The following is a 26373-nucleotide window of genomic DNA, read 5'->3' on the forward strand; positions in this document are numbered from 1 at the left end:
GAGTCGTGATCAGAGTAGAGCGCACTTGTCCGCCACGTAAGAGGCAACGTGCCGCCGCTTTCATAACGAAAGGGCCCCCATGCCAATGCTGCGGCACGGGGGCCCTCCGGACTGCTCATCGACAGGCGTCGGCGCGGGCTACTTCTTGCCCTTGCTCTCTCCCGCTGACTCGTCGGTCGACAGGACGGAGATGAAGGCGTCCTGGGGAACCTCCACGTTGCCGACCATCTTCATCCGCTTCTTGCCCTCCTTCTGCTTCTCCAGCAGCTTCCGCTTACGGGAGATGTCACCGCCGTAGCACTTGGCGAGGACGTCCTTGCGGATGGCGCGGACGGTCTCACGGGCGATGACCCGGGCGCCGATGGCGGCCTGGATCGGCACCTCGAAGTTCTGCCGGGGGATGAGCTTCTGCAGCTTGGCGACGAGCCGTACGCCGTACGCGTACGCCTTGTCCTTGTGGGTGACCGCGGAGAACGCGTCCACCTTGTCGCCGTGCAGCAGGATGTCGACCTTGACGAGGTGGGCCGACTGCTCGCCGGTGGGCTCGTAGTCGAGGGAGGCGTAACCCCGGGTCTTGGACTTCAACTGGTCGAAGAAGTCGAAGACGATCTCCGCGAGCGGCAGGGTGTAGCGGATCTCGACCCGGTCCTCGGAGAGGTAGTCCATGCCGAGCAGGGTGCCGCGCCGGCCCTGGCACAGCTCCATGATCGCGCCGATGAACTCGCTCGGGGCCAGCACCGTGGCGCGGACGACCGGCTCGTGCACCTTGTCGATCTTGCCCTCGGGGAACTCGCTCGGGTTGGTGACGACGTGCTCGGTGCCGTCCTCCATCTCGACGCGGTAGACCACGTTGGGGGCGGTGGCGATCAGGTCGAGGCCGAACTCGCGCTCCAGCCGCTCGCGGACCACGTCCAGGTGGAGCAGGCCGAGGAAGCCGACGCGGAAGCCGAAGCCGAGCGCGGCGGAGGTCTCCGGCTCGTAGACCAGGGCGGCGTCGTTGAGCTGGAGCTTGTCCAGCGCCTCGCGCAGGTCCGGGTAGTCCGACCCGTCCAGCGGATACAGCCCCGAGAACACCATCGGCTTCGGGTCCTTGTAGCCGCCCAGCGCCTCGGTCGCCCCGTTGTGCAGGGAGGTGATCGTGTCACCGACCTTGGACTGCCGGACGTCCTTCACCCCGGTGATGATGTAGCCGACCTCGCCCACGCCGATGCCGTCGGCCGGGGTCATCTCCGGGGACGACACCCCGATCTCCAGCAGCTCGTGGGTGGCGCCGGTCGACATCATCCGGATGCGCTCGCGCTTGTTGAGCTGACCGTCGATGACACGGACGTAGGTGACGACACCGCGGTACGAGTCGTAGACCGAGTCGAAGATCATCGCGCGGGCGGGGGCGTTCGCGACGCCGACCGGGGCCGGCACGTCCCGCACGACCCGGTCGAGCAGCGCGTCCACGCCGATCCCGGTCTTGGCGGAGACCTTGAGCACGTCCTCGGGCTGGCAGCCGATGAGGTTGGCCAGCTCCTCGGAGAACTTCTCCGGCTGCGCGGCGGGGAGGTCGATCTTGTTGAGCACCGGGATGATGGTGAGGTCGTTCTCCATCGCGAGATAGAGGTTGGCCAGCGTCTGGGCCTCGATGCCCTGCGCGGCGTCGACCAGCAGGACGGTGCCCTCGCAGGCGGCGAGCGAACGGGAGACCTCGTAGGTGAAGTCCACGTGGCCCGGGGTGTCGATCATGTTGAGGACATGGGTGGTACCCGTGTCCACGCCCGTGTTGGGCGCCCAGGGCAGCCGGACCGCCTGGGACTTGATGGTGATGCCGCGCTCGCGCTCGATGTCCATCCGGTCGAGGTACTGAGCACGCATCTGCCGCTGGTCGACCACTCCGGTCAGCTGAAGCATCCGGTCGGCGAGGGTCGACTTGCCGTGGTCGATGTGCGCGATGATGCAGAAATTGCGGATCAGCGCCGGGTCGGTACGGCTCGGCTCGGGCACGTTGGAAGGAGTCGCGGGCACGCAGGGTCCTGATTCTTGAGACGCCGAACGCCGTGTCTCGGGTCGATGTCGGGTCGGTCGGATCGATACGCAGACTCCATCGTCCCACGCCTGCGGGACCGCGACCGGTTTGGGCCGGTCGGAGAGTGACTGCTACCGTGGACAGCTGTGCCTCGTGGCTCTCACGAGCGGCGTGGCTCACCTAGAAGATCCAACGAACCTGAAAAGGCTCTTTCGTGGCGAACATCAAGTCCCAGATCAAGCGGAACAAGACCAACGAGAAGGCGCGCCTGCGCAACAAGGCCGTCAAGTCGTCGCTCAAGACCGCGATCCGCAAGGCCCGCGAGGCCGCCGCTGCCGGTGACGTCGAGAAGGCCACCACGGCCGTCCGCGACGCCTCCCGTCAGCTCGACAAGGCTGTCTCGAAGGGTGTCATCCACAAGAACGCCGCCGCCAACAAGAAGTCGGCGCTGGCGTCCAAGGTTGCCTCCCTGCAGGCCTGAGCTTCTTCCCGAAGCTCACTGATGTGATCGCCGGAACGGACCAGCGGGCCCTCTCTCCCGCCCCTGACCGGCACCCCGCGCCGCACACCGAACCTGCGTTCGCCACGCGGGTGCGGCGCACCTGAAGTGTGACCCGGAAGCCCCGGTCCCCGATCTCCCCAGATCGAGGACCGGGGCTTCCGTGCGTACGTGCTACGCGCTCCAGCCCGGCCGGGGGGATATTCAGCCCGGCGAGGGGCGCAACCAGCCCGTCCGGCGCTTGAGGACGGAACCGGCGATCCCGCAAGAGCTTGCGCACCACGGCGAACGCACACCACCCCAGCCGCCCGTCCGGGGGGAACATTCAGCCCGGCGAGGGACACACCCAGCCCGTCCGGCGCTTGAGGACGGAACCGGCGGCCACAGGGCCCCGCACCCAGCGGCGAACCCGGGGCTCGGGAGCCGGAGGACTCGGGGCTCAGGCGCCCGTTTCGGGGCCACGAGAAAGCAACGGGGCCAGGGGCACAGGGCACCGGCTCGGGGGGCCGGGGCTCAGGGGTCCGCCTACCGCCCCGCCTACCGCCCCGCCCGCGCGGCTCGGGCGACAACGACGACGGCCTTCTCCAGGGCGTACTCAGGATCGTCCCCCCCGCCCTTCACCCCCGCATCCGCCGCAGCCACGGCCCGCAGGGCCACCGCAACCCCGTCCGGCGTCCACCCCCGCATCTGCTGCCGCACCCGGTCGATCTTCCACGGCGGCATCCCCAGCTCCCGGGCGAGGTCGGCCGGCCGCCCGCCCCGCGCGGAGGACAGCTTCCCGATCGCCCGCACCCCCTGCGCCAGCGCACTGGTGATCAGGACGGGCGCGACCCCGGTCGACAACGACCACCGCAACGCCTCCAGCGCCTCCGCCGCGCGCCCCTCGACCGCCCGGTCGGCGACGGTGAACGACGAGGCTTCCGCCCGCCCGGTGTAATAGCGCCCGACGACCGCCTCGTCGATCGTGCCCTCGACGTCCGCGATCAGCTGGGACACCGCACTCGCCAGCTCCCGCAGATCGCTGCCGATCGAGTCGACCAGCGCCTGGCAGGCCTCCGGCGTCGCGGACCGCCCGTGCGTCCGGAACTCCGACCGTACGAAGGAGAGCCGCTCGGCGGGCTTGGTGGTCTTCGGGCAGGCGACCTCCCGCGCCCCCGCCTTGCGCGCCGCGTCCAGCAGCCCCTTGCCCTTGGCTCCGCCCGCGTGCAGCAGGACGAGCGTGATCTCCTCGACCGGCGCGCCGAGGTACGCCTTGACGTCCTTGACGGTGTCGGCCGAGAGATCCTGCGCATTGCGCACGATCACGACCTTGCGCTCGGCGAAGAGCGAGGGGCTGGTGAGCTCGGCGAGCGTGCCGGGCTGCAACTGGTCGGACGCCAGATCACGTACATCCGTGTCGGCGTCGGCAGCACGCGCGGCCGCCACCACCTGCTGCACCGCACGGTCCAGGAGGAGGTCCTCCTGGCCCACGGCGAGGGTGAGGGGGGCGAGCGGATCGTCGGTGGAATTCTTCCTGGTGGCCATCGCGATCCAGCATCCCACGCCCCGCTGACAACCCCGCCGGCTCCGACAGCCCCGGACGGCCCGGGGTACGGGGTACGGGGCACGGACACCCGTACCGGAGAATGACCGGGTGAGCGACGTGAGACATGTACTGGTGCTGCCCGACCGCGACTCCGCGGAGGAGGTGGCCGGGGAGCTGGCGGACCGCTTCGGGGTCGCCGAGGAGCCCCAGCTCGTACGGGACGCGCTGGCCGGTGAGGACGACGCCGAGGACGCCCAGTGGCTGGTGGTCGTGGAGGACGCGGCCGGGCGACTGGACCCGGCCGCGCTCGACGCGTTCGCCGCGGAGTACGAAGGCTGGCTGGAGAAGCCGTAGCCGCGCCGGACGATCCGACGCGGGCGGCTCAGCCCTTGGGCACGATCTGGATGTCCAGGTCGATGACGATGCTGGGCCCCACCGCGGCGATCCCGCGCGCCAGCATGGTCTGCCAGGTGAGGGTGAAGTCCTCGCGGTGCAGTTCGGTGGTGGCCCGGCAGGCGGCACGTGTCTCGCCCTCAATGCCGTTGCCGATACCGAGGTACTGGGTGTCCAGCGTCACGGTACGGCTGACGCCGTGCAGGGTCAGCGCACCGGTGACACCCCAGCGGCTGCCGCCCCGGTGGACGAAACGCTCGCTGTAGAACTCCAGCGTCGGGTAGCGGCCGACGTCGAGGAAGTCGCCGGAGCGCAGGTGGTCGTCACGCATCTGCACATTGGTGTCGATCGACGCAGCGTCGATGATCACGTGCATGGCGGAGTCCTCCATGCGGTCGGCGATCCGGACCGCCCCGGCGAAGGTGTTGAACCTGCCGTGGATACGGGCCAGCCCGATGTGCCGGGCGGTGAAGCCGATCTGCGAGTGGTTCGGCTCGATGTCCCAGTCGCCGGGATCGGGCAGCTGCGGGGGCTGCGCCACCTGGAGGGTCACGTCGCCCAGGGAGGCGTGCGCCCCCTCGGTCACCGTCGCCGCCCCGTGGAACGGGGTGAAGCCCTCAGCCGTGATCGCCAGCCGGTAGTCGCCCGCCGGGACCGTGGCGAGAACACTGCCGAAGGGGTCCGTCTCGCCGCCTGTCACCCTGCGGCCCACGCTGTCGGTCACGACGAACTCGGCCTGCTGGACCGGTTCGTTGACCGGGTCCAGCACCCGGCAGCTGAGCACGCCCGCGGTACGGGGTACCTGGAATCCGGCGAGGGCCCCACCGCGCCCACCCGCCTGGCCTCTGTTTCCCAGCCAACGGCCGAACATCACTTACGTACCCCCAGGGGCGCTTCGCACATCGGGCCCTGACAGATGGACGTCGCTGTCGGATCAGCGGCCCGCCGACGAGCATGCATTCGATCACTATTGAGGCGTTCGAGGCAAACGGGGGCCCCGGGAGGTCTTGTACCGAGCTGTTACGAGGTGTAATGAGCTGTGCCGACGTATGGCGAGGTGTGACGGGCTGTGGGCAGGTGTTACCGAAGGTCCGAATTATCTGTTCCGCTTGTACGGATCACTCGTCCGGGACGTCCGCGGGGGTCACCGGCCAGAGCTGCTCCCCGGCACCGTGACTGCCTCCCGGACCTCGGGAACCCGGGAGAGCCGCACCCCGAAGTGGTCCCGGTAGGCGGCCAGCACCTCCTCGTCCGTAGCCAGTTCCGTACGGTGCCGATCCCCGCCGACCGTGGTGACCAGGGCCCGTCCGCTCAGCGTCACCCGCCCGGTCTCCGTGTACCGGGAGCACACCAGGGACCGGGTGAAATGTGAGTCCGGCGACGTGCGGTGGTACCAGACCCCGCCCCGGAACTCCGGCAGCGTCCGCGGCCTCGGATCGAGCCGGAACTGCCGCGAGCCGCCACGCAGCAGATCCAGGTCCCCCTGCGGCGCCTCACGGAACCGGAACACGCCCCGGGGATCCTGCTGCTCCGTCCGGTCGTCGAGCGCCAGCGGCCACAACGCGTTGTCGCCGAAGCCGACGTCCGCCAGCCAGGGCCCCGTACCGTCCTCGGTCTCCACCCTCAGCGCCATGTGGTCGTACGGAATGCCCAACCGGCCGCCGTCGCCGTAGACCCGGGCCTGGAGCAGGGTCACCCGGAAGCCGACGGAGCGCAGCAACGCCGCGAAAGCGCCGTTAAGTTCGTAGCAGAAGCCGCCGCGCCCACCGGTCACCTTGTCCATGAGCGCCCGTTCCTCCAGCACGATGTCCTCGCCCAGATGGACCGAGAGGTTCTCGAAGGGAACGGAGAGCAGATGCCGGTGCTGAAGGTCGCGCAGCGCCTCGATATCGGCCCGCACCGGCCGGTCCGCACCGATCCGGGTGAGATAGGCGTCGACGGCGGCGTCGGTGATGCCACCGCCATCGCTGTCGGGTTCCGGGACGGAGGTGCCGGACTTGGTGGGTGTCTGCGAGGTCATGGGCCCAGTCTGCGCCCGCTCCCGCCGCGAGAACCACCGGTCCTAGGACCCTTGCCCGAGGACCCTTGCCCGAGGCGCGACGCGGTGACCGCCCCCTAGCGTGGCGGGCATGACCCAGACCGAGACCGGGCCCGAGCCCGAGCCCGCACGCAGCCGGGAAGAGCGCAAGCGGGACGTCCTGGACCACCTGCGGCAGGACACAGACGCATGGGTGGCGACGGCTTCCCGGGACGGCGTCCCCACTCTGGTGCCGCTGTCGTTCCTCTGGGACGAGGAAACCGGCACCCTGGTGATGTCGACCCGGCGAACCAATCCGACCGCCGTCAACGTGACCCCCGGCGGCCCGATCAGCGTCACCCTCGGCCCCACCCGCGATGTGGTGCTGATCGAGGGCGAGGCGGGAATCGTGGAGGGGACGGACCTTCCGGCCCCGGCGGCGGACGCCTTCGCCGCCAAGCTCCGGTGGGATCCGCGCAGCCGCCCCCGCTGGGTGTTTCTGCGCATCACCCCCCACACCGTGCGCGCCTGGCGCGAGGTGAACGAACTCGCCGACCGCGACCTGATGCTCACCGGCACGTGGCTGGCCTGACCCACGCGACCCGACCCCGGGACCGGCGCAGGACAAGGGCGGGGCAGGACAGACAGCGCGCACGGCTGGACAGCGCGCACGGGCGGGCGGTGTGCGAGCCGGGTGGGAAGGGCAGGGCAAGCAGGCGCGGGAGGGGCAGCGCGAGCGGGCTGGCGGGCGGGCTGGACAGCAGGTTCGGGCGGGGCGCCGAACAGCACGCGCGGGCAGGGCGGGCTCCGGCGGTGTCATGACCGGCCCACCGCCCTCAGCTCCTTCCCCGCACCCGTCACCGCGATCGGCCCATCGGTGTCGGTGCGCAGGACCCGGGCCCCTGCCGCCCTGAGGGCGCCCACCGTACGGGCCGAGGGGTGGCCGTACGGGTTGTCCGCGCCGCAGGAGATGAGCGCCAGCCTCGGCCGTACGCTGTGGAGGAGCCCGGCGTCCTGGAAGGCCGAGCCGTGGTGAGCCACCTTGAGGACGTCCACCGGGCCCGACGCCTCCCGGCCGCGCAGCAACTCCCGCTGGGCCGGGGGTTCGAGATCCCCGAGGAGCAGCAGCGTCAGCCCTCCGGCCGCCCGTACGCGCAGGGTGACGCTGGAGTCGTTCGGCTCCCGCGCCGCCGCTCCCGCTCCCCCGGGCCCATGGCGCGGCCAGAGGACCCGCCAGTCGACCGGACCCGCCCGACGGTGCTCACCGGCCACGGCCCGCACCGTCGGAACCCGCGCCGCGGCCGCCGTCCGCCGCACGAACGCGGCCTGCTCGGGCGGCTCTTCGAGGCTCGTCGTCTGGATCGCGCCCACCGCCCTGCCCCGGAGCACGCCCGGCAGCCCACGCACATGGTCGGCGTGGAAGTGGGTGAGGACCACGAGCGGGACCCGGGTCACTGCGAGGTCGCGCAGGCACCGGTCGACCGCACGGGGGTCGGGTCCGGCGTCGACGACCACACCCGTGCCCTCCCCCGCCATGAGCACCATCGCATCGCCCTGCCCCACGTCGCAGAGCGCGAACGCCCAGTCGGGCGGCGGCCAGCCGGTCATGATCCGGGTCAGCGGAACCGGCCGCAGCACCGCCAGCACGAGAATCAGCCCGGTGGCCGCGCAGATCCAGGGGCGACGGACCAGCCTCGGGGCCAGCAGCACGGCCGGCACCGTGAGGCCGGCCAGCAGCGCCGCGCCGGACCACCCTCCCGGCCACGGCACCTCCGCCCCGGGAAGGCCCGCCCCCGTGCGGGCGACCTTGGCGATCCACCTGACCGGCCAGCTCGCGATCCCGGCCAGCAGCTCGGCCACCGGCGGGGCGACCGGGGCGACGGCGAGGACCGCGAACCCGAGTACCGTCGCCGGTGCCACCGCGAACTCCGCCAGCAGATTGCACGGGATCGCCACCAGGCTGACCCGCGAAGCCAGGACCACCACCACGGGTGCGCACACGGCCTGCGCGGCCGCCGCCGCGGCCAGCACCTCGGCGAGCCTGCCCGGCACCCCCCGCGCCCGCAGAGCGACGCTCCACCGCGGCGCGAGCGTCAACAGCGCACCGGTGGCCAGGACCGACAGCAGGAAGCCGTAGCTCCGGGCGAGCCAGGGGTCGTAGAGCACCAGAAGGACGACAGCCGCCGCCAGGGCGGGGATCAGGGATCTCCGACGGCCCGTTCCGATCGCCAGGAGCGTGATGAGACCGCAGGCCGCCGCGCGGAGCACGCTCGGTTCCGGACGGCACACGACGATGAAGGCGAGCGTCAGCGCACCGCCGATCAGCGCGGTCCCCCGCAGGGAGATCCCCAACAGGGGTGCCAGACCGCGCCGTTCCGCGCTCAGTGCCGCTCCCGGCGGGCCGATGAGGAGAAAGAGCAGAATCGAGAGGTTCGCTCCGGAAACGCTCAACAAATGCGTCAGGTCAGTCGCCTTGAAGGCGTCGTGGAGTTCGGACGGGACTCTGGAGGTGTCACCGACCACCAGCCCCGGCAACAGCGCACGCGCATCCGCGTCCAGTTCGTCCGTCGCCTCCCGCAGCCCGGCGCGCAGTCCCCCCGCCGCGCGCTGGACCCATGTCGGGGGCCCGGTGATCTGGGGTGCCCCCTTGTCGTCCACCCGCAGGACCGCCGCGAGGCGTTCGCCCTCGTGTGCGGGGGGCGAGAGCCGGCCGCCGAGCCGAAGTCGGGTGGACGGCAGCAGCTTCTGCCAGTCCGCCCGGTGATCGCCCGCCGCGACCATGAGCAGCACCGGTGTACGGACCCGGGTGCTCGGGCCGTCCGCCGTCCGCACCTCCATGACCTCGGCGTCGATCAGGAGAAGGGCCGGGGCACTGTGGTTGCCCCGTACCGCCGGGCGGGTCGTCCGGGGGTCCGAGATCACCCGGACGTCGGCGTCGATCCGCGCGTACTCCGCCGCAAGCCCGGGAACGGGACCTCGCCGTACATCGGCCCCGTGGAGTCCGGCCACTGCCGCGCCCGCCGCCGCGCACAGCAGCACGGCTCCCCCGGCGGCGACGGCCCGGCACCGTCCGGCCGCCCTCGGCCGCCGAGAGGTGCGTGCGGCCACCGCCAGCAGAACGAGCGCCGGTACCAAGCAGGCGACGGTCAATGCCGCCACCCACCGCCCCGGCAGCCCCAGCGCCACCGCAGCGGCCGCCCAGACCGCCAGGGCGGGCGGTACCAGCCGCAGGTCCGTGGGCCCCTCCCGCGGCGATCCGGCCCCGCTCCCGGTGGTGTCCCGGTCCGCGCCCGCGCCCCGGGGGCCGAGCCGGGCCTCTCGGCTGCTCATGGCCGTACGAGCGGCTGGAGGTCGGCGAAGCGGCGGTCGCCGATCCCGTTGACCAGCCGGAGCTCGTCGACGGACCGGAATCCACCGTTCTCCGTGCGGTAGTCGATCATGTGCTGGGCCAGCACGGGTCCGATCCCCGGAAGGGTTTCGAGCTGCTCCGCGGTCGCCGTGTTCAGGCTGAGCGGCGCCGAACTTCCGGGCCCGCCCGGCGCGCCGGCCGGCCCGTTGGCCCCGGCTCCACCGCCACCGGCCGCCCCGGAGACCGGCGGACCCGGTGGAAGGCCCACGACGACCTGTTCACCGTCCATCAGGACCCGCGCCCGATTGAGCCCGGTCACATCCGTGCCGGCACGCACTCCGCCCGCCGCCTCAAGCGCGTCCGTCACCCGCGAGCCTGCCGGAAGCCGACGGACCCCCGGCCGGTGCACCTTGCCGCTCACATCGACGACGATCTGCCCACTCCCGCCGCCCCCGCCCGCGATCGGCGGCGCCCCGGCTGCCGGACGGGGTACCGGGTCAGGGGCGCCGGACCGTAACGGATCCGGTAGCGACGCAGGGGCCGCCGCTTCGTCCGCGACCGGTTCCGGGGCACGCACGGTCTGGGGGCGTACGGACCAGAAGTGGAACACCGCGACGGCCACGGCGGCGAGCAGCACCAGGCCGAGCACCACCGGCGTGCGCGGCGCCATCCCGCACCGGAGGCGCACCCACAACGGCAGCCGCTCCCGGACAGCCGATACGAGACGGCGCGCCCTCGGCATACCACCGGACACCTCTCCCGCAGTCTCGGAGGCGGGGACGGGCTCACGCACCGGTGCGGGGGCCGATTCACGTACCGGCGGTACAGGGCCGGCATCGCTCCCGAGCCCGGAGACTCCTCCCGCCATCAGCGCATCCGCCCGACGCCGTGCGGCCGCTGCGGCAAGGGCGGAACGCCCCCGCGCGGACGGCCGCCCACCGTGGCGTACACCGGAACGAGAACCGGGACCCGTCCCCGCCCGGCCACCCGGGCGGATGCCGGAACCGTGCCGCACCCGTGCAGGCGTCCGCCCCGGCCACGCGTCGGGCGGAGGCGGAAGCGTGGATGTGGATGTGGATGTGGACGGCGAATCGGAGGACGGGACGGGCGGGACGGAAGTGGAGAGGGCATCGGGAGCCGACGCCCGAGAAGATCGAAGGGCCATGCCTCACGACGTTAGGCACATCCGCCGGAACCCGCTGAGCAGCATCGATTCCTGTGGACAGTCCGGCAGTTGTGGACAACTCGGCCACTCCACGGAGTGAAATTCCGCACCGCGCACACCACGCACACCACGCACACCACGCTCACCGCAGCGAGATCACCGCGCCGAGCAGCCCCGGCCCCGTGTGCGCCCCGATCACCGCGCCGACCTCGCTGACATGGAGGTCGACCAGACCGGGGACGCGTTCACGCAGCCGCTCTGCCAGGCGCTCCGCGCGCTCCGGGGCGGCGAGGTGGTGGACGGCGATGTCCACCGGGGCAGCACCCGCCCGCTCGGCGACGATCTCCTCCAGTCGCGCAATGGCCTTGGACGCCGTCCGCACCTTCTCCAGCATCTCGATCCGTCCCCCGTCGAGCTCCAGGATCGGCTTCACCGCCAGCGCGGATCCCAGCAGGGCCTGTGCCGTGCCGATGCGACCGCCCCGGCGCAGATAGTCGAGAGTGTCGACATAGAAATACGCCGAGGTGCCTGCGGCCCGCTTCTCCGCGGCCGTCACCACTTCGTCCAGGCTGCCGCCCGCCTCGGCGGTCTCCGCCGCCGCGAGAGCGCAGAACCCCAGGGCCATGGCGACCATGCCGGTGTCCACCACCCGTACCGGGACGGGTGCGTCCTGCGCCGCGAGCAGCGCGGCGTCGTACGTGCCCGAGAACTCCGACGACAGGTGCAGCGACACCACCGCGTCCGCCCCGCCGTCGGCCGCCGTCCGGTAGGCCGCGGCGAAGACCTCGGGGCTGGGGCGGGACGTGGTGACGGAGTGGCGTTTCTGCAGAGCCAGGGCGAGCGAGCGGGCCGAGATCTCCGTGCCCTCCTCCAGCGCCTGGTCGCCCAGGACGACGGTCAGCGGCACCGCGGTGATGCCGTGCCGTTCCATCGTCGGGCGCGGCAGGTAGGCCGTTGAATCGGTGACGATAGCGACATGGCGGGACATGAGCCGGAGGTTACCTGGCGTGGTGGGAGTGCGGCAGCCCGGCCCCGACCCTCTGATCATTCATCGCCGCTTCGGATCCGATTCGGAACGTCATTCTCGGCCGCTTCGGAACGCATTCGGTCGGGTCGTACGCATACCGGAGCCGGCGTGCGTGCGTCAGTTCGTCGTTTCGGGCCGGGTCGACTTCTGCCAGGGGTGGGTCGTGCGCAGCCGCGGGTCCGCTGCGGTGATCGCCTGCGGGCTCTCCTCGCGGGCCGGTCCGGCCCAGGCCTCCTCCGCCGTGCTGCTGTTCCCGGCCGAGGGGCCCGTCGTGGCGGCGGCACCCGCGCCGGATGTCTGCGCCTGCTCGTCCACGGTCCAGTGCCGCAGCGCGCCGGCCTCGATGTCGATCTGCGCGTTCAGCGCGTCCAGGTCGTCGTCGGCGAACTGCCGCGCCCGGTCCCGCGCCGCCCAGCGAAGCGATTCCGCCGAGTGCGTGATCCGCTGTGTGCGTTCCTTCAGCCTGGGCAGCAGGCCCGCGACCGTCGCCCGGTCCGGCTCGCGCTCCAGCCTCTTCAGCTCGTCGTCCAGCTCAAGACCGTGCTCGCTCAGCCTCCGGAACAGCGCCACCGACTCCGCCAGGGACGCGTCCTCGGCGACTCCCGCGTGCAGGGCGTCCTGGGTGGCCCGCATCGAGGTGCGCAGCGCGAGCCGGAGCTGTGCGAGCTCGCCCGCGACGCCCGTCTGCCCGAAGCTCTTGGCCCGGAGCGTGGTGTCCTCCACGGTGCGACGGGCCTGGGTGATCGTGCGGTCCACGCCGCGCTTGGCCGCGCCGACGGCCTTCACGGTCGCGTAGACACCCAGCGCGACGAACGCGACCAAGAGCAACGCCAGGATCGTGATCGCGGCTTCCATGAATGCCCCTCGATGTCTCGATGCGGCCGCCGATACCGGTCGCCCCCTCCACCGTAAACGGAACGGGCAGGCCGAGGGTTCCTTCGGAACCCCCAACCTGCCCGTAGGGGATGGCCCTCATCGCGCAGAGAGAACGTCACCCGGCCACTGTCACGCAACGGCCGTCACACAGCCACCGTCACGCGGGGACGATGTTCACCAGCTTCGGCGCGCGCACGATCACCTTCCGGATCCCTGCCCCGCCCAGCGCCGCGACGACCGCCTCGTCGGCCAGGGCCAGCGTCTCCAGCTCCTCGTCGGTGATGGAGGGCGAGATCTCCAGGCGGGCCCGGACCTTGCCCTTGACCTGGACGACGCAGGTGACGGTCTCGTCCACGACGTACGCCGGGTCCGCCACCGGGAAGTCCTGGTGGACGACCGACTCGGTGTGGCCCAGCCGTCGCCACAGCTCCTCCGCGATGTGCGGGGCCAGCGGGGCGATCAGCAGGACCAGCCGCTCGGCGACCGAGCGCGACAGCGGACCGCCGGCCTTCGTCAGGTGGTTGTTCAGCTCGGTGACCTTGGCGATGGCCGTGTTGAACCGCATCCCCGCCATGTCCTGGCCGACCCCGTCGATGGCCTTGTGCAGGGCGCGCAGCGTGTCCTCGCCGGGCTCCGTGTCGACGACGGTGATCTCACCGGTCTCCTCGTCGACCACGTTGCGCCACAGGCGCTGCAGCAGCCGGTACTGGCCGACCACGGCCCGGGTGTCCCAGGGGCGCGATACGTCCAGGGGGCCCATCGCCATCTCGTACAGGCGCAGGGTGTCCGCGCCGTACTCCGCGCAGATCTCGTCCGGCGTGACCGCGTTCTTCAGGGACTTGCCCATCTTGCCCAGGACGCGGCTGACCTTTTCGCCCTCGTAGTAGAACGCGCCGTCGCGCTCCTCCACCTCGGCGGCGGGGACGGCGATGCCCCGGCTGTCGCGGTAGACGAAGGCCTGGATCATGCCCTGGTTGTACAGCTTGTGGAACGGCTCGGCGGAGGAGATGTGGCCCAGGTCGTGCAGCACCTTGGACCAGAAGCGCGCGTACAGCAGGTGCAGTACGGCATGCTCGGCGCCGCCGACGTACAGGTCGACGCCACCGGTGGGCTGTCCCTCGCGTGGGCCCATCCAGTACTGCTCGATCGACGGGTCGACCAGCTGCCGGTCGTTGGTCGGGTCCAGGTAACGCAGCTCGTACCAGCAGGAACCGGCCCAGTTGGGCATGGTGTTGGTCTCGCGGCGGTAGCTCCGCGGGCCGGCCCCGTCGCCCAGGTCCAGCGTGACGTTGACCCAGTCGGCGTTGCGCGACAGCGGGGTCTCGGGCTGTGCGGTCGCATCGTCCGGGTCGAAGGTGCGCGGGGAGTAGTCCTCGACCTCGGGCAGCTCCAGCGGCAGCATCGACTCGGGCAGCGGGTGGGCGATGCCGTCCTCGTCGTACACGATCGGGAAGGGCTCGCCCCAGTAGCGCTGCCGGCTGAACAGCCAGTCGCGCAGCCGGAAGTTGACGGTGCCCTCGCCGACGCCGTGTTCCTTCAGCCAGTCGGTGATCCTCACCTTGGCCTCGACGACACCCAGGCCGTCCAGCGAGATCTCCTCGTTCGCGGAGCCGACCAGCTTCGCGTCGTACGAGCTGAACGCGTCGTCCCACGTGGAGGGGTCGGTTCCGCGGTCGTCCGACGGCTGGACGACACAGCGCATCGGCAGCTCGAAGGCGCGCGCGAAGGCGAAGTCGCGCGCGTCGTGCGCCGGTACGGCCATGATCGCGCCGGTGCCGTAGCCCATCAGGACGTAGTCGGCGATGAAGACGGGGACCTTCTCGCCGCTGACCGGGTTGGTCGCGTACGCGCCGGTGAAGACGCCGGTCTTGTCCTTGGCCTCGGCCTGCCGCTCGACGTCGGACTTGGCGGCGGCCTGCTTGCGGTACGCGGTGACGGCATCGGCCGGGGTCGCGTGGCCGCCGGTCCACACCGGGTGGGTGCCCTCGGGCCAGGCGGCCGGGATGATCCGCTCGACCATGTCGTGCTCGGGCGCCAGCACCATGTACGTCGCGCCGAACAGGGTGTCCTGGCGGGTGGTGAAGACGGTGATACCGCCCGCGGTGTCCACCGGGAACTCGACCCGGGCGCCCTCGGAGCGTCCGATCCAGTTGCGCTGCTGCAGCTTGATGGCCTCGGGCCAGTCCAGCCCGTCCAGATCGTTCAGCAGCCGGTCGGCGTAGGAGGTGATGCGCATGTTCCACTGGCGCAGCTTGGCCTTGAAGACGGGGAAGTTGCCGCGCTCGGAGCGGCCGTCGGCGGTGACCTCCTCGTTGGCCAGGACGGTGCCCAGACCGGGCGACCAGTTCACCGGGGCGTCGGAGGCGTACGCCAGGCGGTACTGGCTCAGCAGGTCGGCGCGCTCGGTGGCGCTCAGCGCGCTCCACTCACGGCCGTCGGGCGTCGCGCGCGTGCCGTTCTCGAACTGCTCGACCAGCTCGGCGATCGGGCGGGCCCGGTCGGCCTCGGTGTCGTACCAGGAGTTGAAGATCTGCAGGAAGATCCACTGCGTCCACTTGTAGTACTCGGCCTCGATCGTCGCGAAGGAGCGGCGGTTGTCGTGGCCCAGACCCAGCCGGCGCAGCTGGGCCTTCATGTTCTCCATGTTGGCCTCGGTGGAGACCCGGGGGTGGGTGCCGGTCTGGACGGCGTACTGCTCGGCGGGCAGGCCGAAGGCGTCGAAGCCCAGCGTGTGCAGCACGTTGTGGCCGGTCATCCGCTGGTGGCGGGCGTAGACATCGGTGGCGATGTAGCCCAGCGGGTGTCCGACGTGCAGGCCCGCACCCGAGGGGTACGGGAACATGTCCATGATGAACTTCTTCGGCTTGGCGGCCAGCTCCGGGTCGCCCGCCAGGTCACCGGTCGGGTTCGGCGCCTCGTACGTCCCCTCGGCGTCCCAGAAGTCCTGCCAGCGTGCCTCGATGTCGGCGGCCATCGCCGCCGTGTAGCGGTGCGGCGCAGCCGTCTCGACTGCGGAATTCGTCTCGCTCATGATCCTCAAAGCTCCATCGATCGTCATCTGCCGGGAAACGAAAAATCCCCTCGCACAGGAGGGGACGCCGCGCTGACTCCGACCAGGTGTTCTCACCGGTCGGGGCTGTTCAGCGCGGCCCGCTAAGCAGAAGGCGTACGGCACGCATGGCGTCAGGGTACCGCACGGGCCCGGAAGGGAGCGGGGAGCAGCCGGAGGGCGGACAACGCGCGCGCGAGCTAGAACCTCGCCTCCATTAACCACTCTCCGCAGTCGAAACGTTACGTACTGATCGGGTTCGACTCACTGGCGGGACTGCTGATGGCCCTCACGACCGCGACCGGCGCTCTTCGCGGCGCCTTTCGCGCACCCTCCCCCAAGGCCGCCCGGCTCCGGGCGGGCGCCGGGCCCCCGGCACACGGGCGGAATCGCGGGCCGGTGGCGCGCGCTGCACGCGCCGGCATACCCGGCCTGGTGCCCCGCGCTGATCCACGGCCCGTACGCGGGGCGTACGCCCGCCACCTGGGTGGTCGTGATGCACGGCCTCCCCCTCCCGGCCGCAGGCGCGCCGGGCCCCGCCGGAGCCGACCCGGACCGAGCCGATCCGGATAAAAGAAGCGGGCCACCCGATCCGGGTGGCCCGCTTCTTCGCTTCCGATCTTGTGGAGCTAAGGAGAATTGAACTCCTGACCTCCTGCATGCCATGCAGGCGCTCTACCAACTGAGCTATAGCCCCTCGCTGTGCGCCGCCCGGTTTCCCTTGGCGACATCGAGAACATTACACGGTCACCCCGGTGCTTCACCAAATCACTTCCGGCCCACGCCGATATGCCCGAATCATCCCGGACGGTGGGTCGCCGGCCGCAGGTCAGGCGGTCGCGAAGGAGTAGAAGCGCTTGAGGGTGCAGTGCTCCTCCAGGAGCCGTCCGTAGATCGGCTCCCCCTCCAGCTCCCGGTAGGTCTCGATGGGGTCGCCTTTTATGATCAGCGCCCGCGCGCATTCCTCGCACCAGTACTGGTACTCCGCGTTGACCGGGTCCATGTCCCTGACGATGGGCGTACCACTGCCGCACCAGTCGCACTTACGCCTGTGTGCACCCATCAGTCAGCTCCAGCTGTGGCCGCAGGCCGTGCACACGTAGGAGACCCCTCCGTTGTCACCCAGAACCTGGGCCACATGGGACGAACCACAGGACGGACAGCCGAGACGGGATCGATCTTCGAACGGTACGGGGCCGGGGCGCGAGGCGGCGACAAGAGGCTGGTCGGGGACGTGTTCGCGACTCGCAGGCATCGCGCTCCCTCCCGATCGGTACATCGCCCCCTCCGGCGTTCCGATTCTGCCATGACCCCGCAAGGGGGTCAGCCCGCCCGATGCGCCCTATGCAGAAGATCCCGCCCCCTGACGGGGACGGGATCCTGATTGTGGAGCTAAGGAGAATTGAACTCCTGACCTCCTGCATGCCATGCAGGCGCTCTACCAACTGAGCTATAGCCCCGCTGTTCGCTGTGTTTCTCTGCGTTTCCGCGCTGCGAACAAGAAGAACTTTAGCCTGCGACCTGCCGGAAAGTGAAATCCGGCCCGGGGCCGCCCGGAGACGGCCCGCGAACGGCCCCTCAACGGCGTCCGGTCCATCGGCTCCGTCGGCTAGTCGTCGTCGCCGAGCACCGGCTCCGGGAGCGTGCCGGCGTTGTGTTCCAGCAGACGCCAGCCGCGCGCACCCTCCCCGAGGACGGACCAGCAGCAGTTGGACAGCCCGCCGAGCCCTTCCCAGTGGTGCGCCTCCAGGCCCAGCAGCCGGCCGATCGTCGTCCTGATCGTGCCGCCGTGGCTGACCACGACGAGCGAGCCGTTCTCCGGAAGCTTGTCGGTGTGCTCCAGAACGACCGGGGCCGCCCGGTCGGCGACCTCGGTCTCCAGCTCGCCGCCGCCCCGGCGCACGGGCTCACCGCGCTTCCATGCCGCGTACTGCTCGCCGAACCTCGCGACGATCTCCTGGTGGGTCAGCCCCTGCCAGGAGCCCGCGTACGTCTCACGGAGTGCGGCGTCGTGGGCGACGGTCAGACCGCTGACGGCGGACAGCTCGGCAGCCGTGGCCGCCGCCCGCCGCAGGTCGGAGGCCACGATGGCGTCCGGCTTCAGCGAGGCGAGCAGCCGGGCGGCACGGCGTGCCTGCCCGACGCCGGCCTCGGTGAGCTCGATGTCCGTGGAGCCCTGGAAGCGGCGTTCCAGGTTCCACGCCGTCTGGCCGTGCCGCCAGAGGACGATCCTGCGGCCCCTGCCGCTGCTGCTGCCGTTCAGCTCTGGTCACCTTCCGTGCCGCCGTTGAGCTGTGCGTGCTCCTCGGCCTTGCCACGGGTCTTGATCGCGTCCTCGGGAAGGGCGATCTCCGGGCAGTCCTTCCACAGGCGCTCCAGCGCGTAGAAGACGCGCTCCTCGCTGTGCTGGACATGGATGACGATGTCGACGTAGTCGAGGAGGATCCAGCGGGCGTCGCGGTCGCCCTCGCGGCGCACCGGCTTGACGCCGAGCTCCTTCTGGAGCTGCTCCTCGATCTCGTCGACGATCGACTTGACCTGACGGTCGTTGGGAGCCGAGGCCAGCAGGAAGGCGTCGGTGATCGACAGCACATCGCTGACGTCGTAGGCGATGATGTCGTGCGCGAGCCGGTCGGCGGCCGCCTGAGCGGCGGCGTTGATGAGCTCGATGGAGCGGTCCGTGGCGGTCACATGCAGGCTTTCGTCGGCGGTCGGATGCAACCTCCAGGGTCTCACGGACCGCCGACAGAGCCCTACTGCGTTTCACCGCCGGGCTTCGGGCGGCTGCCGACCGGGCTTCACGGCAGTCGCCGACCGGCTTTCACGCGGTCACCGGCCGGCCCGCTCGGGGTCACCGGCCGATGCCGGAGCGTCGACCGGAGCCCCCGAGCGGGCCGGCGGGCTACTGGACCTCGTAGTCCTGACCGAGGACCGCGGACACGTCGGCGTTGGCGGCCGGCTCGCCCTTCTTCACACCGCCTGCGGAAAGACCCAGGGTCTTGGCCACCTCGACGGCTTTCTCCTTGTCCTCGGCGGACCGGTAGAGCACGACGGACGACGCCTCGGACCCTGCCTCGCCGCTGTCCACGAAGGCGTAACCGCCGTTGACCAGCTGGACCCGGGCGGCTTCCGCGGCCTTCTCGTTCCCGGTGGCGTTACGGACGGCGACCCGGAGCGGAGCGCCCGCCTCGGGAGCCTTCACCGTGCCGCCGAGGATGTCCTTGACCACGCCGCGGGTGTCCGCCTCGGTGAGCGTGCCGTCCTCCTGGACCGGCAGCAGGGCCGTCCTGTAGTCGCCGACCTTGGCACGCGAGGCCAGCTTGGCGAGCGAGGCGCCGAGGTCCTTCTCGGGCAGCGACGGGTCGAGGACCTGGAGCAGCGTCTCGATGGTGACGGTCGCGGCCTCGGGGTCCTCGGAGATCTTGCGCAGGGTGGCCCGCATGACCTCGCCGAACCGCGTCAGCTGCTTGGCCTCGGGCTCGCCCGGCGCGCGGTACGTGGCGTACGCGACGGCCGTCGGACCGCTGAGCGTCTGGCCCTCACCCTTGTTCACCAGGGGCGAGGCGCCCTTCTTCGCGTCGGGCACCTCGGTGTCGGTGTCGACCTCGATGTTGCCGACCAGCTCGACGAGGTTCTCCAGGTACGGGGTGTCCAGCCGCCAGGTGCCGGTGATCCGGGTGCCCAGGAGGGTGTCGATCGACTCCCTGGTACCGGTCCTGCCGTCGTCCTCGACGGACTTGCCGAGCGTGGTGGTGGTCCCGTCGTCGGAGGCGACGGCGAGGGAGTTGGGCAGCAGGACGGTGGTGCCCTGCTTGGTGGTGGCGTTGTCGACGAGCAGCGCCGTCGAGGTGCCGCCCTTCTTCGTGTCGTGCAGGTGCACCACGATCACGTCGCGCTGCTGGGCGCCGGCGGCCACGGCCTTCTTCTCGTCCGATCCGGACAGGCCCGGGATCATGTCGGCGGACCAGAGGTAGCCGGCCCCGCCGACGACGACGAGTGCGGCGACCACGATCAGGGCGACCATACGGTTGCGGCCCTTGCGCCGCGCCTCCTCGCGCCGCTCACTGCGGCTCTCGGTGAACTTCAGCCAGTCGATGACGTCTTCGGAGTCCTCGTCGGGCTCCTCGATGAACGAGAACTGCTCGGTGCGGTAGTCGGGCTCGGGCTTGCGCTGCCCCGGAAGCGCCGGCTCCGACCCCGCCTCCGCTGCCTCCGGTGACTGCTGGGGCTGCTGGGGCTGCTGGGGCTGCTGGGGCTGCTGGGCGGGAGCCTGCTGCGGGGCCTGTTCCGGTGCGGGGGCCGCGCCCTGCTGCGGGACGCCCCAGTACTGTCCGGTGTCGACCGCGGCGGGCTGCTGCCCGGTGGCGTAGCCGTAGTCGGTGGAGGAGCCGTAGCCGTACTCCTGGTCGGCACTCCGGCCCTGCTGCGTCCGGGGTGCCTGGCCCTGGTACTGACCGGCGTAGGGGTCGTAACTCTGGGGCTGCTGCTGGGGGTTGCCGTACGCGTCGTAGCCGTAGCCGTAGCCGGCGTCCTGGGCCTGGTGTCCCTGACCCGGCTGGGCGGCGTACGGGTCGTAACCCTGACTCTGCTGACCCTGCTGTTCGTACTGCTGGTCGTACTGCTGGTGGCCCTGCTGCTGGTAGACCGGCTGCCCGTACGCGTCGTAGCCGACGATCTGCGGCTCTTGGTAGTACGGGTCGTACGGGTTCTGTCGGTCGTTCACCGGTGCCCCTTTCCGTGGCTCATTCGCCGCGGTACAGCTGGCGCTTGTCGATGTAGCGGACCACTCCGTCCGGCACCAGATACCAGACCGGCTCCCCCTGCGCGACCCTCTCACGGCAGTCCGTGGACGAGATCGCCAGCGCGGGCACCTCCACGAGGGAGACGCCGCCCTCGGGCAGCCCGTCGTCCGTGAGCACGTGACCCGGGCGGGTCACACCGATGAAGTGGGAGAGCGAGAACAGCTCCTCCGCGTCGCGCCAGGTGAGGATCTGGGACAACGCGTCGGCGCCGGTGATGAAGAAGAGGTCCGCCTCGCCGTGTACCTCGCGCAGGTCCCGCAGCGTATCGATGGTGTACGTCGGTCCGCCACGGTCGATGTCACTGCGGCTGACGGAGAACTGCGGGTTGGACGCGGTGGCGATGACCGTCATCAGATAGCGGTCCTCGGCCGGGGAGACCTTCTTGTGGCTCTTCTGCCACGGCTGCCCGGTCGGGACGAAGACGACCTCGTCGAGATGGAACTGGGCGGCCACTTCACTGGCCGCCACCAGGTGTCCATGGTGGATCGGGTCGAATGTCCCGCCCATCACGCCGATACGGCGCTTGTCGGGGCCGGTAGGCACTTCCTGCTCTCCCATGCGTGCAGAGCCTACTGGCACAGTTGTACGCCCCGACTCAGCGGTCGCGGTTGAAGCGGGTGGTGACCCACAGCAGGAACATCAGCGCGAGGAAGGCCCCGACGCCGATGAGGTAGGGGTTGAGGCTTTCGTGATTACCGCCCTCGCCGCCCTCGGAGGCGAGAGTGACCAGCTGGTGTGCGGTGCTCGTGAGGCTCATCTTCGGCAGGACCTATCGATCGTGAGTCGGAAGGAAGACGTCGGTCACATCGTATGCGGGAGCTCCGGGCACGCTCACGGCGACTCAGTCGTTGTTGTCGTCGTTGCGGTAACCACGCAGCAGGAGCCAGGCGAGCAGCACTGCTCCGAGGATCGAGACCAGCAGCACGATCCGAAGGGTGTCGCCCGGCCCCTGCTCCTCGGACGCGGCGACGAGCAGTGCGGCGGTGTGCGGCATTCGGGCGCTCCTCAAAGTTATCCACAGCCCCCCGCACACCGTAGCGCCAGCGCATACGCTGGGTTTTGTCCGGGGGACGAGCAACGTCTCGTACGAACAGGGGGCCTTCCATGACCGACAGCAGTCACGAGAACGTGCCGAGCAGGCAGCGCCGGCGATTCCCCGGGATCTCCTCCCGGGCCTACGAGCACCCCGCCGACCGCTCGGCCCTGGTGGCCCTGCGCAGGCTGACCGGGTTCGACACCGTGTTCAAGGCGCTCAGCGGGCTGCTCCCGGAGCGCAGCCTGCGGCTGCTCTTCCTCTCCGACTCCGTCCGGGTGAGCGACGCGCAGTTCGTCCACCTCAACGACATGCTGCGGGACGCGTGTCACATCCTGGACCTGGAGAAGGTCCCGCCGATGTACGTGAGGCAGGACCCGCAGCCCAACGCCATGTGCATCGGGCTCGACGAGCCGATCATCGTGGTCACCACCGGCCTGGTCGAGCTGCTCGACGAGGAGGAGATGCGGGCGGTGGTGGGCCACGAGGTGGGCCACGCGCTCTCCGGCCACTCGGTGTACCGGACGATACTGCTCTTCCTGACCAGCCTCGCCGTGAAGGTCGCCTGGATCCCGCTGGGCAACGTGGCGATCATGGCGATAGTGACGGCGCTGCGCGAGTGGTTCCGCAAGTCGGAGCTGTCCGCGGACCGGGCCGGGCTGCTGGTCGGCCAGGACATCACGGCTTCCATGCGCGGCCTGATGAAGATCGCCGGCGGCAATCACCTCCACGAGATGAACGTGGACGCCTTCCTCGCCCAGGCCGACGAGTACGAGAAGAGCGGCGACCTCCGCGACTCCGTCCTCAAGATCCTCAACGTGCTGCCCCGGACCCACCCGTTCACCACCGTGCGGGCCGCCGAGCTGAAGAAGTGGTCGGAGACCCGCGACTTCCAGCGGATCATGGACGGCCACTACCCGCGGCGCGACGAGGACAAGGACACCTCGGTGACCGACTCGTTCCGGGAGTCCGCCTCGCACTACGCGGACACCGTGCGCACCAGCAAGGACCCGCTGATGAAGCTCGTGGGCGACATCGCCGGCGGCGCGGGGGACCTGGGCGGCAAGCTGCGCGACAAGTTCACCGGGGCCGGATCCGGAGCCGGGGGTGCGAAGGGCGGGGCGCGGAATCCGTCCGACGGCTCCGCTACGGACGGGGACGGGCCGTCCGGTCGGCCTCAGGGCCCCGAGGAGGGGAGCCCGGGGACGTCGGGGCCGTCGTCGGGGAGCTGACGGCCGCCAGGGTCCCGCACAGCGCCGCCGTGGGTCGGCCCGTGGCGTACGGGTCGGTGGCGGCGGGTCCGCGGGCGTCCGCCCGCTCCCCGGCGAGGAGCGGGCGGAGCATCCCGGTCGCGTCGGCCGAGCAGGACTGCGGCCCTGCCTGGACGTAGGCGGTGCGCACCTCCAGTCGGTGCAGTCGCAGGTCCTCCCGGTCGAAGCGGAAGTGCAGCTCGCGCCGCACGGTGAACAGGGACGCTCCGTCCTCCCGGTGGGGCCCGTCCGTCGGGCGCAGGGCATAGGTGAAGGTGTGGTCCGAGATGACGCCGAGGACGCCCGCGGCTTCCTCCTCGTAGCGGAGGGTGCCCTGGACCCGGATCTGTGGGTCCGCGAGTTCCACGCGCTCCGGGTCGAAGCGCACCAGCCAGCCGGTGGCGGCGTGGCTCCCGTCGTCCGCCGGGTTGCTCAGGCTCCGTTCGAACTGGGCGCGCTGGTCCGGGTCGAGGAGGTGCTCGACGGGCCGGCGTACGGAGCCGGTGAGGACGTCGGGGTTCAGGGACGACTCCACCAGGTAGTCCTTGACCGTGGCGAGAGCGGCGGTGATCTGGCTGTCGGAGAAGTTCTGCGTGCGCTCCACGGTGGGGAAGTTGATGCCTGCCGCGCCCGTGCGGAATCCGGAGAGCGGCTCGGCCCGGTACAGCTGCTCGGGTGACCCGCCCGGGACCGCGCCCCGGGGGGCCAGGGGGACGACAGTGGTCCGCAGGAGTTCGGCGCGTCGGATGGCCGGTTGGGGGTACGGGCTCCGGAATCCGATGTAGACGGCAGCGGCGAAGGCCAGGGCGATGAGGACGACCAGGGCTATGGCGGCCCGGGAGCCGCCGCTGCGGGCGGACACCCGCGCCTCGGGCAGTGCGCGGACGGCGCGGGCGTGCTCACCCATCCGTTCCCGCGCCGAGTACTCCTGCATCCGGGCAGCCTGGACGAACGATTCGTCGAAGACGAGCGAGCGGTATTCGTCCTCGCCGCCCTCGGGGTTCTCGGGCGGGCCGTCCGGCGGTTCTGAGCGGCCTGTCATGACTTCTCTCCCGGTCTCCGCGCCGGTCGGTTCGGTGCGCAACGGTCTGCTTCGGCCGAGCGGCGTTGGCAGCGAGAAGCCCCCCTGGGAACGAGGGGTCACATCTTCAGGGTAGGTCGATGGCGGCCTGCGTAAACGCGGAGACCGCGGGAACTGCGGGGTGGCCGGGGCGACCATCGGCGAACGGGTGACGTGAGGGGGTGGGCTCAGGGCACCCTGGGCTCGGCGGAGACCGCGGGGCGGGAGCGGTCCGCGGAGGTTGACGGGGCGGTCCCCGGCTTGTCCACGCCGCTGGTGGCGGGCGGCGGCACCGGGTCCCGGCGGTTGTCCGAGCCGCCCCGGTAGACCGCGGTGAAGGCGAGGGAGACCATGCCGACGCCCATCACCAGAGCCAGCAGCCAGGCGACCGGCCGGTGCCAGCGGGCGGAGTTGCGGTAGGGGCGCAGGGAGCCGCCGTGGCGTCCGTAGGGCCCCGGGGCCCGGTCGTCGTCCCCGACGCCGTGGTCCGGGTCGTAGTCGAGGTCGTGGGGGTCGTGGCAACCGCGGGTGCGGCCGGAGGGTCCGTATCCGTCGTCGGCGCGACGGCTCCGGCGGGCGCGGGCCGCGTCGGCCTCGGCGCGGGCCTCGGCGGCGGCGAGCAGGCGCTCCACGGCGGTGGGCTCATGGACGGGCGCCGACCGGACGAAGTCCTCGTCGAACACCACGGAGGCGAAGTCCTCGTCCGCGCCACCGCGGTCGTCGTCGGGCTCCCCGCCGTCCGGGAACGGCTTGCCCCCCACGTCGTCCGGCACGCATTCAGCGTAGCCCCGTCGGGACCTTTTGGGCAGGGACCCCGCGAACTCCCCGGATCGAGGCGGGCGAACATGCGGTCGGCCCCTCCTGGCGGGAGGGGCCGACCGGAGGAGCCGACCGGAGGGGCCGAGACGGATCCAGGCGGGTCTAGCGGATGTGCCCGTCCCCCGTGACGATGTACTTCGTCGAGGTCAGCTCGGGCAGGCCCATCGGACCGCGGGCGTGGAGCTTCTGCGTGGAGATGCCGATCTCGGCGCCGAAGCCGAACTGCCCGCCGTCCGTGAAGCGGGTGGAGGCGTTCACGGCGACCGTCGTCGAATCGACCAGTTGGGTGAACCGGCGGGCGGCGGCCTGCGAGGTGGTGACGATCGCCTCGGTGTGGCCGGAGGACCAGAGCCGGATGTGGGCGACCGCCGCGTCCAGGGAGTCGACGACCGCCGCGGCGATGTCGTAGGAGAGGTACTCGGTCTCCCAGTCCTCCGTCGTCGCCGGGACCACGGTGGCCTTGGTGGACCCGGCGTGGGCGAGCACCCGCTCGTCGCCGTGGACGGTGACCCCGGCCTCGGCCAGCGCGTTCAGGGCGAGCGGCAGGAAGGCGTCCGCCACGTCCTTGTGGACGAGCAGGGTCTCGGCCGCGTTGCAGACGCTGGGGCGCTGGGCCTTGGAGTTGACCAGGATGTCGACCGCCATGGCCAGGTCCGTCTGCGCGTCGACGTAGACGTGGCAGTTGCCGGTGCCCGTCTCGATGACCGGGACGGTGGACTGCTCGACGACCGTACGGATCAGCGAGGCGCCCCCGCGCGGGATGAGGACGTCGACCAGGCCGCGGGCCCGCATCAGTTCCGTCACGGAGTCACGGCTCTCGCCCGGGACGAGCTGCACCGCGTCGGCCGGCAGGCCGGAGCCGCCGACCGCGTCGCGCAGGACCCGGACGAGCGCGGTGTTGGAGGCGTAGGCGGAGGAGGAGCCGCGCAGCAGGACCGCGTTGCCGGACTTCAGGCAGAGGGCTGCCGCGTCGACGGTGACGTTGGGCCGGGCCTCGTAGATGATGCCGACCACGCCGAGCGGGACCCGCACCTGGCGGAGGTCGATGCCGTTGGGCAGGGTCGAGCCGCGCAGCACCTCGCCGACCGGGTCGGGCAGCGCGGCCACGTCCCGTACGTCGGCGGCGATGGCGCGGATGCGTTCCGGGGTGAGGGTGAGGCGGTCGATGATGCCTTCGCTCGTCCCGGCCTCGCGGGCGCGCTCGACGTCCTGCGCGTTGGCCTCGACGAGCTCGCTCGTGCGCACTTCGAGGGCGTCGGCGATGGCCAGCAGCGCGTCGTCCTTGGCCGCGCGCGGAAGTGGCGCGATGTCGGCGGCGGCGGCACGGGCCCGGTAGGCGGTCTGCGCGACCGGGGAGAGGTTGTCGTAGGGCGAGAGCGTGGTCATGCCCGCAGAGTAATGCGCGCTCCGCGGGCATCCGTCACGCATCCCGTGATGCGAGACGTCCGCCCCGAGGGGCGGACGCCCCCGGATCGCCCCGAGGGGCGGGCGTCAC

The 26373-nt window shown here is 71.1% G+C and carries 24 protein-coding genes and 2 tRNA genes; 4 read left to right on the forward strand and 22 right to left on the reverse strand.

The genetic code is table 11. The features are described from left to right. Nucleotides 1–138 precede the first annotated feature (138 nt). Nucleotides 139–2013: a translation elongation factor 4 gene (gene lepA / locus ACGF2Y_RS06820; protein ID WP_392943620.1), complete on the reverse strand. Its 1875-nt coding sequence runs from the start codon at nucleotides 2011–2013 to the stop codon at nucleotides 139–141. A gap of 215 nt (nucleotides 2014–2228) precedes the next feature. Between lepA and rpsT the strand changes: the two genes are divergently transcribed. Then, nucleotides 2229–2495 (forward strand): 30S ribosomal protein S20, encoded by a 267-nt coding sequence (gene rpsT / locus ACGF2Y_RS06825; protein WP_007449624.1) that lies wholly within the window; start codon nucleotides 2229–2231, stop codon nucleotides 2493–2495. A 555-nt stretch (nucleotides 2496–3050) separates the two neighbouring features. Here the strand turns inward: rpsT and holA are convergent. Further along, entirely contained in the window at nucleotides 3051–4037 is a 987-nt protein-coding gene (gene holA, locus ACGF2Y_RS06830) for a DNA polymerase III subunit delta (RefSeq protein WP_164612057.1), read from the reverse strand. 109 nt (nucleotides 4038–4146) lie between these two features. On the opposite strand from holA, the gene ACGF2Y_RS06835 reads away from it, so the two are divergent. Further along, a complete protein-coding gene (locus tag ACGF2Y_RS06835) occupies nucleotides 4147–4392 on the forward strand; it encodes a hypothetical protein (protein ID WP_103533582.1) in 246 nt (81 codons plus the stop codon). Between the two features lie 28 nt (nucleotides 4393–4420). Here the strand turns inward: ACGF2Y_RS06835 and ACGF2Y_RS06840 are convergent, their stop codons facing one another. Both ACGF2Y_RS06840 and ACGF2Y_RS06845 read right to left on the reverse strand, forming a co-directional pair. Next, on the reverse strand, nucleotides 4421–5302 hold the full coding sequence (locus ACGF2Y_RS06840; RefSeq protein WP_392943621.1) for a YceI family protein: 882 nt from the start codon (nucleotides 5300–5302) through the stop codon (nucleotides 4421–4423). Between the two features lie 273 nt (nucleotides 5303–5575). Continuing rightward, nucleotides 5576–6451, reverse strand: a complete 876-nt coding sequence (locus ACGF2Y_RS06845) for an arylamine N-acetyltransferase (protein ID WP_392943622.1) — start codon at nucleotides 6449–6451, stop codon at nucleotides 5576–5578. A gap of 109 nt (nucleotides 6452–6560) precedes the next feature. Here ACGF2Y_RS06845 and ACGF2Y_RS06850 point away from each other — a divergent pair, with 109 nt between their 5' ends. Further along, complete coding sequence (locus tag ACGF2Y_RS06850; protein ID WP_392943623.1) at nucleotides 6561–7040, forward strand: pyridoxamine 5'-phosphate oxidase family protein; 480 nt, start codon at nucleotides 6561–6563, stop codon at nucleotides 7038–7040. Nucleotides 7041–7264: 224 nt separating this feature from the next. Here ACGF2Y_RS06850 and ACGF2Y_RS06855 read toward each other — a convergent pair whose 3' ends face one another. From ACGF2Y_RS06855 to ACGF2Y_RS06925, 15 genes are all read right to left on the reverse strand, one after another. Next, the gene (locus ACGF2Y_RS06855) at nucleotides 7265–9778 is read right to left on the reverse strand and encodes a ComEC/Rec2 family competence protein (RefSeq protein ID WP_392943624.1); all 2514 of its coding nucleotides are present in this window, start codon (nucleotides 9776–9778) and stop codon (nucleotides 7265–7267) included. After that, nucleotides 9775–10539 (reverse strand): helix-hairpin-helix domain-containing protein, encoded by a 765-nt coding sequence (locus ACGF2Y_RS06860; RefSeq protein WP_392943625.1) that lies wholly within the window; start codon nucleotides 10537–10539, stop codon nucleotides 9775–9777. Before ACGF2Y_RS06860 ends, ACGF2Y_RS06855 begins: the two co-directional genes overlap by 4 nt. 565 nt (nucleotides 10540–11104) lie before the next feature. Continuing rightward, nucleotides 11105–11950: a DegV family protein gene (locus ACGF2Y_RS06865; RefSeq protein ID WP_392943626.1), complete on the reverse strand. Its 846-nt coding sequence runs from the start codon at nucleotides 11948–11950 to the stop codon at nucleotides 11105–11107. Between the two features lie 156 nt (nucleotides 11951–12106). Then, entirely contained in the window at nucleotides 12107–12844 is a 738-nt protein-coding gene (locus ACGF2Y_RS06870; RefSeq protein ID WP_392943627.1) for a hypothetical protein, read from the reverse strand. Nucleotides 12845–13022: 178 nt separating this feature from the next. After that, nucleotides 13023–15896: a leucine--tRNA ligase gene (gene leuS / locus ACGF2Y_RS06875; RefSeq protein WP_392943628.1), complete on the reverse strand. Its 2874-nt coding sequence runs from the start codon at nucleotides 15894–15896 to the stop codon at nucleotides 13023–13025. Nucleotides 15897–16538: 642 nt separating this feature from the next. After that, nucleotides 16539–16611: transfer RNA gene (locus ACGF2Y_RS06880), tRNA-Ala, on the reverse strand. 132 nt (nucleotides 16612–16743) lie between these two features. Then, nucleotides 16744–16977, reverse strand: a complete 234-nt coding sequence (locus tag ACGF2Y_RS06885) for a hypothetical protein (protein WP_003969224.1) — start codon at nucleotides 16975–16977, stop codon at nucleotides 16744–16746. Nucleotides 16978–16980: 3 nt separating this feature from the next. Further along, a complete protein-coding gene (locus ACGF2Y_RS06890) occupies nucleotides 16981–17169 on the reverse strand; it encodes a hypothetical protein (protein WP_392943629.1) in 189 nt (62 codons plus the stop codon). 132 nt (nucleotides 17170–17301) lie between these two features. Beyond that, a tRNA-Ala gene (locus tag ACGF2Y_RS06895) sits at nucleotides 17302–17374 on the reverse strand. Nucleotides 17375–17523: 149 nt separating this feature from the next. Next, entirely contained in the window at nucleotides 17524–18177 is a 654-nt protein-coding gene (locus ACGF2Y_RS06900; RefSeq protein WP_392943702.1) for a histidine phosphatase family protein, read from the reverse strand. Beyond that, nucleotides 18174–18605, reverse strand: a complete 432-nt coding sequence (rsfS, locus tag ACGF2Y_RS06905) for a ribosome silencing factor (RefSeq protein WP_050360133.1) — start codon at nucleotides 18603–18605, stop codon at nucleotides 18174–18176. Before rsfS ends, ACGF2Y_RS06900 begins: the two co-directional genes overlap by 4 nt. A gap of 211 nt (nucleotides 18606–18816) precedes the next feature. Then, a complete protein-coding gene (locus tag ACGF2Y_RS06910) occupies nucleotides 18817–20637 on the reverse strand; it encodes an LCP family protein (RefSeq protein WP_392943630.1) in 1821 nt (606 codons plus the stop codon). A 19-nt stretch (nucleotides 20638–20656) separates the two neighbouring features. Next, entirely contained in the window at nucleotides 20657–21274 is a 618-nt protein-coding gene (gene nadD / locus ACGF2Y_RS06915) for a nicotinate-nucleotide adenylyltransferase (RefSeq protein ID WP_392943631.1), read from the reverse strand. 37 nt (nucleotides 21275–21311) lie between these two features. Continuing rightward, a complete protein-coding gene (locus ACGF2Y_RS06920; RefSeq protein WP_392943632.1) occupies nucleotides 21312–21473 on the reverse strand; it encodes a hypothetical protein in 162 nt (53 codons plus the stop codon). Between the two features lie 84 nt (nucleotides 21474–21557). Then, the gene (locus tag ACGF2Y_RS06925) at nucleotides 21558–21710 is read right to left on the reverse strand and encodes a hypothetical protein (protein WP_392943633.1); all 153 of its coding nucleotides are present in this window, start codon (nucleotides 21708–21710) and stop codon (nucleotides 21558–21560) included. A gap of 110 nt (nucleotides 21711–21820) precedes the next feature. On the opposite strand from ACGF2Y_RS06925, the gene ACGF2Y_RS06930 reads away from it, so the two are divergent. Next, complete coding sequence (locus tag ACGF2Y_RS06930; RefSeq protein ID WP_392943634.1) at nucleotides 21821–22981, forward strand: M48 family metallopeptidase; 1161 nt, start codon at nucleotides 21821–21823, stop codon at nucleotides 22979–22981. Here the strand turns inward: ACGF2Y_RS06930 and ACGF2Y_RS06935 are convergent. The 3 genes from ACGF2Y_RS06935 to ACGF2Y_RS06945 form a co-directional block, all read right to left on the reverse strand. Continuing rightward, entirely contained in the window at nucleotides 22896–24041 is a 1146-nt protein-coding gene (locus ACGF2Y_RS06935) for a hypothetical protein (RefSeq protein WP_392943635.1), read from the reverse strand. The two genes, ACGF2Y_RS06930 and ACGF2Y_RS06935, sit on opposite strands and share 86 nt — an antisense overlap. 206 nt (nucleotides 24042–24247) lie before the next feature. Then, entirely contained in the window at nucleotides 24248–24832 is a 585-nt protein-coding gene (locus ACGF2Y_RS06940; RefSeq protein WP_392943636.1) for a hypothetical protein, read from the reverse strand. A gap of 148 nt (nucleotides 24833–24980) precedes the next feature. Beyond that, the gene (locus tag ACGF2Y_RS06945; protein ID WP_392943637.1) at nucleotides 24981–26264 is read right to left on the reverse strand and encodes a glutamate-5-semialdehyde dehydrogenase; all 1284 of its coding nucleotides are present in this window, start codon (nucleotides 26262–26264) and stop codon (nucleotides 24981–24983) included. Between the last annotated feature and the right edge of the window lie 109 nt (nucleotides 26265–26373).

This window comes from Streptomyces sp. NPDC048142, assembly GCF_043202835.1.
GTDB lineage: Bacteria > Actinomycetota > Actinomycetes > Streptomycetales > Streptomycetaceae > Streptomyces.